Origin of the sequence: Streptomyces sp. NPDC047043 (genome assembly GCF_040644055.1) — a bacterium.
Lineage (GTDB): Bacteria > Actinomycetota > Actinomycetes > Streptomycetales > Streptomycetaceae > Streptomyces.
The window spans coordinates 1-12,064 of sequence record NZ_JBEYVO010000024.1; the positions used below are offsets into that span (position 1 = coordinate 1).

General features: G+C 72.2%; 9 protein-coding genes. All 9 read right to left on the reverse strand.

The features are described from left to right. Positions 1 to 81 precede the first annotated feature (81 nt). Positions 82 to 1,029, reverse strand: a complete 948-nt coding sequence (locus tag ABZ880_RS33180; protein ID WP_361270482.1) for a bifunctional riboflavin kinase/FAD synthetase — start codon at positions 1,027 to 1,029, stop codon at positions 82 to 84. 127 nt (positions 1,030 to 1,156) lie between these two features. Further along, positions 1,157 to 4,645, reverse strand: coding sequence for a serine protease (locus ABZ880_RS33185; protein WP_361270484.1), 3,489 nt, complete (start codon positions 4,643 to 4,645; stop codon positions 1,157 to 1,159). Between the two features lie 250 nt (positions 4,646 to 4,895). Beyond that, positions 4,896 to 5,801 (reverse strand): tRNA pseudouridine(55) synthase TruB, encoded by a 906-nt coding sequence (truB, locus tag ABZ880_RS33190; protein WP_361270488.1) that lies wholly within the window; start codon positions 5,799 to 5,801, stop codon positions 4,896 to 4,898. Continuing rightward, positions 5,798 to 6,244 (reverse strand): 30S ribosome-binding factor RbfA, encoded by a 447-nt coding sequence (gene rbfA / locus ABZ880_RS33195; RefSeq protein ID WP_361270491.1) that lies wholly within the window; start codon positions 6,242 to 6,244, stop codon positions 5,798 to 5,800. Before rbfA ends, truB begins: the two co-directional genes overlap by 4 nt. Positions 6,245 to 6,277: 33 nt before the next feature. Then, positions 6,278 to 6,571: a DUF503 domain-containing protein gene (locus ABZ880_RS33200; RefSeq protein WP_361270494.1), complete on the reverse strand. Its 294-nt coding sequence runs from the start codon at positions 6,569 to 6,571 to the stop codon at positions 6,278 to 6,280. Positions 6,572 to 6,701: 130 nt separating this feature from the next. Next, positions 6,702 to 9,818 carry a translation initiation factor IF-2 gene (infB, locus tag ABZ880_RS33205; protein ID WP_361270496.1) on the reverse strand — a complete coding sequence of 1,039 codons (3,117 nt, stop codon included), beginning with the start codon at positions 9,816 to 9,818 and terminating at the stop codon, positions 6,702 to 6,704. Between the two features lie 162 nt (positions 9,819 to 9,980). Then, positions 9,981 to 10,262: a YlxR family protein gene (locus ABZ880_RS33210; protein ID WP_361270498.1), complete on the reverse strand. Its 282-nt coding sequence runs from the start codon at positions 10,260 to 10,262 to the stop codon at positions 9,981 to 9,983. Between the two features lie 101 nt (positions 10,263 to 10,363). After that, positions 10,364 to 11,362, reverse strand: a complete 999-nt coding sequence (gene nusA, locus ABZ880_RS33215; protein WP_361270500.1) for a transcription termination factor NusA — start codon at positions 11,360 to 11,362, stop codon at positions 10,364 to 10,366. A gap of 2 nt (positions 11,363 to 11,364) precedes the next feature. After that, positions 11,365 to 11,862: a ribosome maturation factor RimP gene (rimP, locus tag ABZ880_RS33220; protein WP_361270502.1), complete on the reverse strand. Its 498-nt coding sequence runs from the start codon at positions 11,860 to 11,862 to the stop codon at positions 11,365 to 11,367. Positions 11,863 to 12,064 lie beyond the last annotated feature (202 nt).

Sequence of the window (12,064 nt, forward strand, 5' to 3'; positions counted from 1 at the left end):
ACGCTCGCGCGGGTCACCGCGGCGGGGGGCCGGGGGCCTGGGCCCCCCGCCCGCCCCTCGTCTTAGGAGTAGGAGAGCCGTCTACTCGGCCGCCGCCACCAGTTCCCGGCAGCGCTTCACGTCCTCGGAGATCTGCTCCAGCAGGGCCTCCAGGGACTCGAACTTCGCCTGGCCGCGCACGAAGGCGAGGAAGTCGACGGCCACGTGCAGGCCGTACAGGTCGAGGCCCACGCGGTCGATGGCGTACGCCTCCACCGTGCGCTCGGTGCCGTCGAACTGCGGGTTGGTGCCGACGGAGATCGCGGCCGGCATCGCCTCGCCCTGGGCGTGCAGCCAGCCGGCGTAGACGCCGTCGGCGGGGATGGCAGTGTGGGGCAGCGTCTCGACGTTGGCGGTCGGGAAGCCCATCTCACGGCCGCGCTGGGCGCCGCGCACCACGACGCCCTCCACCCGGTGCGGGCGGCCCAGGATCTCCCCCGCGCCCTCGACGTCGCCCTCGGCGACCAGGCGCCGGGTGAGGGTCGAGGAGAAGGGTTCGCCGCCGCCCGCCTCGCCGGTCACGTACAGGTCGACGACCTCGACCTCGAAGTCGTAGACCTTGCCCTGCTCGACGAGGAACTCGACGTTGCCCGCGGCCTTGTGGCCGAAGCGGAAGTTCGGGCCCTCGACGACCGCCTTGGCGTGCAGCTTGTCGACCAGGACCTTGACGACGAAGTCGGCCGGCGAGAGCTTCGAGAACTCCGTGGTGAAGGGGAGGATCAGGAGCGCGTCCACGCCCAGGTCCGCCATCAGCTCGGCGCGGCGGTGGTGCGGGGCCAGCAGCGGCGGATGGCTGCCGGGGCGCACGACCTCGCTGGGGTGCGGGTCGAAGGTGACCACGACGGAGGGAACGCCCAGCTCACGGGCGCGGTCCACGGCATGCCGGATGATCAGCTGGTGCCCACGGTGGACCCCGTCGTAGGAGCCGATGGTGACGACGCTGCGCCCCCAGTCCTCGGGGATGTCCTCCAAGCCACGCCAGCGCTGCACTGTGACCGCTCCTCGAACCCGTGTCCGTGTCTACCGACCTCTTACGCAGGTCTAAGGGTGCCATGCCGGGCGCGCCCCGCCCGCATCGGCATGGGGGCTGTGACTCGACGCACGTGACGGCCCGCCCTCAGGCCGGTACTCGTACGCCCGACAGGTTCTCGAGCATCCGGCGGGTGCTGGGGCCCACCACCGCCGCCCAGGCCTGCGGGGCGTCGGTCAGCCAGCCCGTCATCCGCGCGGCGAAGCCGGGGACGTGCCGGGCGAGGTCGACCAGTCCGCGGTCGAAGCGGGCCGCGCCGTCCGGCGTGCGGACGAGGAGGAGGCCGGTGCGGTGGACGAGATCGCAGATGTCGTCGCCGGAGCGGTGGGCCGTGGCGTGCAGGAGGGCGTCCAGGACGGCCGGGTCGTGCTCGTGGGCCAGCAGGAATTCGAGGAGTTCGCGGCGCAGGGGCCGGGAGGCGGGCACGCCCGGAGCGGCGAGTACGGCGGCGAGGGCGGCCCGCACCTCCACCGGGCCGCCGTCGAGGAGGCCGGTGACCAGGGGCAGCAGCACGGCCCGGGCCGCCGGTCCCTGGTCCAGGCGGCGGTCGACGTACGCGGCCACGTCGTCGGCGACCTCCGGGCGCTGCTGCACGGCCTCCCGGACGAGGACGGCGACCCTTCGGGCGAGCGGGGGCGTGGTGACGTCTGCGAGCGTGCGCAGCGCCGCCCCCGCGTCCGGACCGCGCAGCCGGTCGCGGAAGGCGTCGAGGACCGGCTCGGGATGGGTCGTCAGCGCGGGCACCAGTGCGCTCGGCGGGAACTGCGGGTCGCCCTCCGCGAAGTGCCGCAGCGCCTGCGGGAGATGACGGGCACGCGTGCGTGGATCCCGTACGAGGAGGGCGAGCGCGCCGCCGTGCAGGGCGCGGTCGCCGGGGCGGGCGAGCAGGGCGAGCGCCGCGTAGCGCAGCAGCTCACGGTCGGCCTCCGTGCGGACATGGGGTGCCGCGCGCAGACCGTATGCCACCGCCGCCACCCGCCGGGCCGCCCGCTCGTCGTGCGCCCACCGGTCGACGGCCCGGCAGACCGCGGACGGCTCGTCCTGCGCCAGTACGGCGAGCAGCTCGTCGGCCCGCCGGTGCGCACTCTCGACGAGCGCTTCGGTCAGCTCGTCCAGGGCGAGGTGCCGATGGGTGTGCAGCAGGGCCTGCGCGGCCTTCGCCACGGTCGCGTGGGGGGTCGCGGGCAGCGGGCGGTCGTCCTCGAACCAGTGGGTGAGGAGGAGTTGTACGGCGGTGGGGTCGGCGGCGAGGAGCCGGGAGACGGCGTCGAGGAAGCGGGGGCCGGTGTCCTGCGGAGGGCCGTCGGTGAGGAGGAGGTCGCGCAGCAGGTCGAAGCGCTCGGTCTGCGGGAGCGCCAGGGCGGCCCAGAAGTCGGGGGTGAAGGCGGTGAGGATGTCCGGACGGTCCTGGCGGCGTGCCGTCACGAGCCGGTCGGCGAGCAGGCGCAGCACGGGCAGGTACGGCGTCGCGTCCGGTACCCGCAGCAGGGTCTCGGCGAGGAGGCGGGCGGCCCACCAGGAGTGCGCGTCCGCGTCCAGGGCGTGCGCCAACTCTTCGAGCCGGAGGGCGAGTTGGGGTGCTCCTTGCTGACGGGCGAGCAGCAGCAGGGCCTGTACGACGGGGCCGATGCGGTGGTGCGGTACGGGGAGGAGGTGGCCGTCGTCCGGGGCGGGGCGGCTGTGGACCAGGGCGCGCAGAGCCTCGTCGAGGTCGAGGTGCATGCCCTGGAGCCAGTCGGCGAGTTCCTCGTGGGCGAAGCGGTAGCCGCTGCCGGCGGGGACGAGGAGGCCCTCGGCGAGCACGGCGGACGCCCAGCCGGTGCCGCCACCGAGCCTTGCCGGAGCCGGTCCCCACGGGAACACCGCCTCGAACGCCTGCCGGTCCAGCTCGCCCTGCCCGGGTCCGAGGCTGCGGCGGGCGGCCTCGTGGACCTGGCCGGAGACCTTGGCGGCGAGCCGGCGTACGGCGGTGCCGCGCAGGCCGTTCTCGGCGGCCAGTCTGACGGCGATGCGCAGGCACATCAGGTCGAGGTGGGCCGAGAAGACCTCGTTGCGGTCCACGCGCGCGTGGAGGACGTCGGGGAGCGCGGCGCGGACCTCCGAGAGCAGGTGCAGGGTGAGGGGGTGCCGGGCGTCGACGGTCTCCAGCGCGTCTTCGGGGATGCGGTAGCGCGCGCGTGCTCTGCGGGCCTCGTCGTCCTGCAGGTCGCCGAGGCGTAGACAGGACGGCAGCCCTCCGTACGCAGACCCTCCGCATGCAGCCCCCTCGTACAACAGCTCCCCCGGAAACCCCGCCCCCTCCCAGTACTCCTCCCGGCACGCAACCACCAACCGCGCCCCGGTCTCCCGCAGCCAACTCGCCGTTCCCTCGGTCCAGTCGGGCAGGCGGTGGGCCAGGACCGGCGGCATTTCCTCGGGGCCGTCCAGGAGCAGCAGCAGCGGGCGGTCTGCCGCACCTGCCACGGCGGCCAGGCGCCCCGGTGTGATGTCGCCGAGGTCCGTCCCGCGCGCGGACTGCGACGCCTCGACGATGCGGGCCGCGCGGGTCAGTGACCGGCGGGCCGCGTCCGCGACCGACGTGTCGTCGTCCCTCAGGTCGGCGCCGCGCAACCACAGCGTGGGGGCCGGTTCGGGACCGCGGTTGCGGCGGGCGGCCAGGGAGGCCAGTTCCGTCGTACGGCCGCTGCCCGGGGCTCCGACGAGGCCGAGGACGACGGCCGGGCTCTGGGCGAACGCGGCGAATTCCCTTGCCGTAGCCGCCCGTTGGACCGGCTCGACGGAACCGCCCGGCGGGCCGTCCTGCCCCACCGACGTGGCCGTCAGTTCCAGGACACCCGCCAGGTTGAGGTCCACTCCGTACGCGGGCACCGTCGCCGCGTTCTCGGCGAGCAGGTCGGCGAGCGGGCCGCTCGGTGCGGGGCAGAGGGGGACGGCGAAGCCGACGTCGCGGTGACCGGACTGCAGTGCGGTGCCGAGGACGGCGACGACTGCACCCGTCTCGGTGTCCAGCACCGGTCCCCCGGCCGCGCCGCCGCCCATCCGCAGCGCGTCCCGGCCGGCCGTGCCGATCGCCAACTCCAGTGCGTCGTCGAGAAGATGGAAGCGGTCCGTCGCCGCATACGTAGCGGAGGTCGCGCCGAGCACGCGTGCCTCGCGCCAGCATCCGGCGGCGATCCGCACATACGTGCCCGTCTCGACCCGGTCCCGCACGGTGATCGGCAACGGGTCCACGTCCAGGCCTTCGGTGCGTACGAGGGCCAGGTCCAGGGCGGGCAGCGGGGTCACCGCGTCCGCGGTCACGAGGCAGGTGCGGTCACCGGCGGCGTGCAGGACGAGCCTGGGCAGGCTGTCGACGGCTTCGTGGCTGGTGATCACGGTGCCGTGGTGGTCGGCCACGAAGCCGGTGCCGCGGAGGCGGCCGGCGAGGTCGTGGACACGGACCAGAGCGTCGTCGCGGGCGGGTGCCGCGGCCGTGTCAGGGGCGGCGGGCGGCGGGCCCGCGTCACGGGCACGTCCGGCTCGCGCACCGTCCGCCGACCGGCGTCCGCCCCCGGTCCGCGGGCCCCGTCCCGCCATGGCCGAACCTCCCCGCCGTACATGTGTGCCCTTGTCTTCGACGTTAGGCGCGGGTTGATCAGCGGGACAGATCGCGCGTTGAACGCGCCCCCTTCCGCTCCCTCGGTTCACTCCGAGCGCCTGCCCGGACGGGTGAAAAGGCGGGGGTCGGTGGATACACCCTAGGGGTGGGGGAACCGAGGGGGGACCGTGGAGCGGCGGCACAACCCCGTGATCGCCGCTCCACGGGCAGGCAGCCCCGGCGACCCCGTCAGCCGAAGACCGCCAGGCTCTTCGCCTTGCCCTTGTGCTCCTCGACGAGCGCGAGGAAGCGGCCTTCGGGGTCGAAGACGGCCACCGGGCCGCGACCCGCGTACGTCTCGGGCATCTCCAGCCGCACGCCGTTCGTGAGCAGCCGGGCCCGCTTGGCGTCCACGTCCCAGCGCGGGAACGCGGCCGCAGCGGCCTCAGCGATCGGCATGACGGTGAGCTCCTGCTGCAACTGGTCCAGCGTCTTGGCGGAGTCCAGCTTGTACGGGCCCACGCGGGTGCGGCGCAGCGCGGTGAGGTGGCCGCCGACGCCCAGGTCGGCGCCCAGGTCGCGGGCCAGGGCCCGGATGTAGGTGCCGGAGGAGCAGACGACGGACACGACCAGGTCCAGCACCGGGGTGCCGTCCTCGGCGACCGCGTCCCGGACGTCGTACACCGCGAAGGACGAGACGGTGACCGGACGGGCCGGGATCTCGAACTCCTCGCCCTCCCGGGCCCGTTTGTACGAGCGCACGCCGTCGATCTTGATGGCGCTGACCTTGGACGGCACCTGCATGATGTCGCCGGTCAGCTTGGCGATCCCGGCGTCGACGGCCTCCCGGGTGACCTTCGAGGCGTCGACCGACCCCGTGATCTCGCCCTCGGCGTCGTCCGTCAGCGTCGTCTGCCCGAGGCGGATCGTCCCCAGGTACTCCTTCTCGGTCAGCGCGAGATGACCGAGCAGTTTGGTGGCCCGCTCGACGCCGAGGACGAGCACCCCCGTCGCCATGGGGTCGAGGGTGCCGGCGTGCCCGACGCGGCGGGTGCGGGCGATGCCGCGCATCTTGGCCACCACGTCGTGCGAGGTGAAGCCCGACGGCTTGTCGACGACGACAAGCCCGTCGGGCGTCCGGTTCTTCTGGGTCATTCGGTGCTGTCGTCCTCGTCTTCACCCGGCTTCTTGTACGGGTCCGCGTCACCGGCGTACGTGGCGCCCGCGGAGACCTCGCGCACCTTCTGGTCGGACTGGCGCGCCTTGTCGAGGAGGTCCTCGATGGTGCGCGCGGTGTCCGGCAGGGCGTCCGCGACGAAGCTCAGGGTCGGCGTGAACTTCACGCCTGCCGCCGCGCCGACCGCGGAGCGGAGCACGCCCTTGGCGCTCTCCAGACCGGCGGCCGCGGCCGCCCGCTCCTCCTCGCCCCCGTACACGGTGTAGAAGACGGTCGCCTCCCGGAGGTCACCCGTGACCCGGGTGTCCGTGATGGTGACGTGCGAGCCGAGCCGCGGGTCCTTGATCCCGCGCTGCAGCTTCTGGGCCACCACCTCTCGGATGAGGTCCGCCAGCCTCTTGGCACGCGCGTTGTCGGCCACTGGTCCGTCTCCTTTAAGTGCTTACTTCTTGCTTCAGTCTTCGTCGCTGTGGAGCCTGCGTCGAACCGAGAGCAGTTCAACCTCGGGCCGCCCGGCGACCAGCCGCTCGCAGCGGTCCAGTACGTCGGTGAGGTGTCCCGTGTCCCCGGAAACCACCGCGAGACCGATCTCGGCCCTGCGGTGGAGGTTCTGACTGCCCGTCTCCGCCACGCTCACCGCGTACTTGCGCTGGAGCTCGGCCACTATCGGACGGACGAGAGAGCGTTTCTCCTTCAGCGAGTGGACGTCGCCGAGGAGCAGATCGAAGGACAGAGTCCCCACATACATGTATGTCCGGATGTCCCGCCGGTTCGGGGTACGGGCGTCGCGCCGACGCCGATACGGGAACCGTACACGCAACGGCCGGGGCCGATCGACGGAATAAGTCCCGCCGACCGGCCCCGATCGCGTGCTGGGATCAGACGCGCGGCTTCTCGCGCATCTCGTACGTCGCGATGACGTCGTCGACCTTGATGTCGTTGAAGTTGCCGAGGTTGATACCGCCCTCGAACCCTTCGCGAATCTCGGTGACGTCGTCCTTGAAGCGACGCAGACCCTCGATGTTGAGGTTCTCCGCGACCACCTTGCCGTCGCGGATGAGGCGCGCCTTGGTGTTGCGCTTGACCTCGCCGGAGCGGATGAGAACACCCGCGATGTTGCCCAGCTTGGACGACTTGAAGACCTCGCGGATCTCCGCCGTACCGAGCTCGACCTCCTCGAACTCCGGCTTGAGCATGCCCTTGAGGGCCGCCTCGATCTCCTCGATCGCCTGGTAGATGACCGAGTAGTAGCGGACGTCCACGCCCTCGCGCTCGGCCATCTGCGCCGCGCGGCCTGCCGCACGGACGTTGAAGCCGATCACGATGGCGTCCGAGCCCATCGCCAGGTCGATGTCCGACTCCGTGACCGCACCGACGCCGCGGTGCAGGACGCGGATGTCGACCTCTTCGCCGACGTCCAGCTGGAGCAGGGAGGACTCGAGCGCCTCGACGGAACCAGAAGCGTCACCCTTGATGATGAGGTTGAGCTGCTGGACCTCGCCGGCCTTGAGCACCTTGTCCAGGTCCTCGAGGGAGACGCGGCGCGTGCGCTTTGCGAACGCGGCGTTGCGCTCACGGGCGGCGCGCTTCTCGGCGATCTGACGGGCCGTACGGTCCTCGTCGACCACCAGGAAGTTGTCGCCCGCACCCGGGACGTTGGTCAGGCCCAGGACCTGGACCGGCGTCGACGGGCCGGCCTCGGCGACGTTGTTGCCGTTGTCGTCGAGCATGGCGCGCACACGGCCGTAGGCGTCGCCCACGACCATCGTGTCGCCGACCCGCAGCGTGCCTCGCTGGACGAGGACCGTCGACACGGCACCGCGGCCGCGGTCGAGACGGGACTCGATGGAGATGCCCTGCGCGTCCTGGTTCGGGTTGGCCCGCAGGTCGAGCGAGGCGTCCGCGGTGAGGACCACGGCCTCCAGCAGGGAGTCGATGTGCAGACCCTGCTTGGCGGAGATGTCGACGAACATCGTGTCGCCGCCGTACTCCTCGGCCACCAGACCGTACTCGGTCAGCTGACCGCGCACCTTGGTCGGGTCGGCGCCCTCGACGTCGATCTTGTTGACCGCGACGACGATCGGGACGTCGGCCGCCTTGGCGTGGTTGAGCGCCTCGACCGTCTGCGGCATGACGCCGTCGTTGGCCGCGACGACCAGGATCGCGATGTCGGTCGACTTCGCACCACGGGCACGCATGGCGGTGAACGCCTCGTGACCCGGGGTGTCGATGAAGGTGATCTTGCGCTCTTCGTCGTTGACCTCGGTCGCGACCTGGTAGGCACCGATGTGCTGGGTGATGCCGCCGGCCTCGCCCGCGATGACGTTCGTCTTGCGGATGGCGTCGAGCAGTCGGGTCTTTCCGTGGTCGACGTGACCCATGACGGTGACGACCGGCGGACGGACCACGAGGTCCTCCTCGCCGCCCTCGTCCTCGCCGAACTCGATGTCGAAGGACTCGAGCAGCTCGCGGTCCTCCTCCTCGGGGCTGACGATCTGAACCGTGTAGTTCATCTCGTCGGCGAGGAGCTGCAGCGTCTCGTCGGAGACGGACTGCGTGGCCGTGACCATCTCGCCCAGGTTCATCATGACCGCGACGAGCGACGCCGGGTTGGCGTTGATCTTCTCCGCGAAGTCGGTGAGGGAGGCACCGCGCGACAGGCGAATGGACTCGCCGTTGCCGCGAGGCAGCATCACGCCGCCGACCGACGGGGCCTGCATGGCCTCGTACTCCTGGCGCCTCTGCCGCTTCGACTTGCGACCGCGACGCGCGGGACCGCCGGGACGACCGAAGGCGCCCTGCGTGCCACCACGGCCACCGGGACCGCCGGGACGACCACCGAAGCCGGGACGACCGCCGCCACCGGCGCCGGGACCACCCGGACGACCGGCGAAGCCGCCACCGCCGCCGCCACCGGGACCGCCGGGACGACCGGCGAAGCCGCCACCGCCGCCGCCACCGGGACGACCGGCGAAGCCGCCGCCGCCACCGGGACGACCGCCGCCACCGCCACCGGGACGACCGCCGCCGCCGGGACCGCGGCCGCCGGGGCCACCGCCGCCGGGACGCGGGCCGGCAGCAGGACGCTGCGGCATCATGCCGGGGTTCGGACGCGGGCCGCCGGGGCCGCCGCCGGGACGGGGACCGCCGCCCTGCGGACGGGGCATGCCGCCCGGGGACGGACGCTGACCGCCCGGAGCCTGCGGGCGGGGACCGCCCGCGGCGCCCTGGGGACGGGGACCGCCCTGGCCCTGGCCCTGCGGACGCGGAGCGCCACCGGGGCCACCCGGGCCGCCGGGACGCGGGGCACCGCCCGGACGGGGCGCCTGCGGGCGCGCCATGCCGGTGGAGCCACCAGAGGTGAACGGGTTGTTGCCCGGACGGGGACCGGCCGGACGGGCACCGGGACGCGGGGCGCCGGCCTGACGCGGAGCGCCGGGACGGTCGCCGCGGTCACCACGGCCCTGGCCGCCCTGACCGGGACCACCCGGACGGGGAGCGCCCGGACGCGGAGCCTGGCCGGCCGGACGCGGGGCGCCCGGACGCGGGCCGGAGCCCTGGGAGGCCGCCGGTGCGGCGGGAGCCGCCGGCGGTGCCGTGAACTCGGGCGTGGTCGGAGCCGGGGACGCCGGGGCGGGCCGCGGCGCGGGCTTCGGGCCCGGGGTGGGACGGGGGCCGGGAGCGGCCGGGGCGGCGGGAGCCGCGGGCCTCTCGGCGGCGGCCGGCTTGGGGGCCGGCGGGCGCGGGGCGGCCGGACGGGCAGCCTGCGCGGGAGAGGGGGCGCCCGGCTTCGCCGGGGCAGCCTTACGAGCGGGGGCGGACTTGCCGCCTCCGTTGCCCTGCTGGAGGGCGTCCGTCAACTTACGGACGACGGGCGCTTCGATGGTCGAAGACGCCGAACGGACGAATTCACCGAGTTCTTGGAGCTTGGCCATGACGACCTTGCTCTCAACCCCGAACTCCTTGGCGAGTTCGTATACCCGGACCTTAGCCACTTCGCTCCTTTTAGGTCCGGGTGCGTCCGGACCGTCGCTACTTCATGGGCGTACTCATCGCGTGCTCATCGAGTGCTCATCGCAATCTCGACCTACTTCCAACTCGCGGGGTACCAGGGCCGCACGGAGGTTCCGTACGACACGTCTTACGGTGTTGCCTGCTCAGCAACTCTCGGACTGCTCGACGTGGTGGCGCAACGCCTTTGTGTCGAGCGGTCCCGGGGCGCGCAACGCCCGTGGGAACGCCCGGCGGCGTACCGCCTGGTCGAGACAGACCAGGGCGGGGTGTACATACGCACCCCGGCCGGGCAGCGTACCGCGATGATCGGGGACGCATTCGTCCTCGATCGCCACGATCCGCAGCAGATCCTTCTTGGCCGCTCGCTGCCTGCACCCCACACAGGTGCGCTCAGGGCATGCGCGGGCACGCGTCCGGCCAGACACTCTTAAGTCTACCTCCCCGCGGCGACCTCACCCCTTTGGGGCAAGATTCGAACAGCTCCGCGCATACAACTGTCGTGATCCGAACCATGGACGGCTTGGATCTATTCCCCGCCCTGGTCTCCGGTCTGCTCGGTGTCCGGGCGGATGTCGATCCGCCAGCCGGTGAGCCGGGCCGCGAGCCGGGCGTTCTGCCCTTCCTTGCCGATCGCCAGCGACAGCTGGTAGTCCGGCACCGTCACGCGCGCGGAACGGGCCGCGAGGTCCACGACCTCCACCTTGGAGACCCGGGCCGGGGAGAGCGCGTTGGCGACCATCTCGGCCGGGTCGTCCGACCAGTCGACGATGTCGATCTTCTCGCCGTTCAGCTCGCCCATCACGTTGCGCACGCGCCCGCCCATGGGGCCGATGCACGCGCCCTTGGCGTTCAGACCCGAACGGGTGGACCGTACGGCGATCTTGGTGCGGTGGCCGGCCTCGCGGGCGATGGCCGCGATCTCCACCGAACCGTCGGCGATCTCCGGCACCTCCAGGGCGAAGAGCTTCTTCACCAGACTGGGGTGCGTGCGCGACAGGGTGACGGACGGGCCGCGGACGCCCTTCGCCACTCGTACGACGTACGACCGGATCCGCATGCCGTGCGGGTACGTCTCGCCCGGCACCTGCTCCTGCACCGGCAGGATGGCCTCGAGCTTGCCGATGTCCACGAGCACGTTCTTCGGGTCGCGGCCCTGCTGGACCACTCCGGTGACGATGTCGCCCTCGCGCCCGGCGTACTCGCCGAGCGTCGCGTCGTCCTCGGCGTCGCGCAGCCGCTGCAGGATGACCTGCTTGGCGGTGGTGGCGGCGATACGGCCGAAGCCGGACGGGGTGTCGTCGAACTCGCGGGCCTCCTGGCCCTCTTCGAGATCCTCGGGGTCCTCCTTCGCCCACACCGTCACGTGGCCGGTCTCCCGGTTGAGCTCCACGCGCGCGTGGCGGCGGCTTCCCTCGGTTCGGTGGTAGGCGATGAGGAGGGCCGACTCGATCGCCTCGACCAGCAGGTCGAAGGAGATCTCCTTCTCCCGTACCAAGCCCCGCAGGGCACTCATGTCGATGTCCACGGCTACGCCTCCTCTTCCTTCTTGTCCTTGCGGTTGAACTCGACCTGCACGCGCGCCTTCTCGATGTCGTCGAAGGCGAGTCTGCGGCCCGTTGCCTTGCGGCCCTTCACCCCGGGCACTTCAAGATCAAGACCTTCGTCGTCGACCTTGAGGATCCTGGCGACCAGTTCCCCGCCCTCGGCCAGCTGGAACTTCACCAGCCGGTCCACGGCGCGCACATAGTGCCGGTGTTCCTTGAGGAGGCGCTCCGCGCCCGGGGTTCCGACCTCGAGGGTGTACTCGCCCTCGCCCATCGCGTCCGACTCGTCGAGCTTCGCCGAGAGCGCTCGGCTCACATCGGCGATCTGGTCCAGGTCGGCACCGGTGTCCGAGTCGACGACCACGCGCAACACCCGCTTGCGTCCGACGGAGTCCACTGCGATCTCTTCGAGATCCAGGCCCTGGGAGCTGACGAGCGGTTCCAGGAGCTCTCGCAGCCTCTCGCTCTGGGTGGTGCTCATCCGGGTGACTCCTCGGCCGCGTGTGCTGTTGTGGGATGGGGCGCGTGTCTGGTCAAAGGGTATCGGGTCCGGGGGTGTGTTGCCGTCCACGTGTGCCTCTGCGGGGACGAGCCCCTGAGGTGGTCCACGAGCCGGTGACATGAGTCGGGGGTGTTCGCGGGTACCGTGATCAGCGGCGGGCCATTCCCCGTCCGTTTGTTCG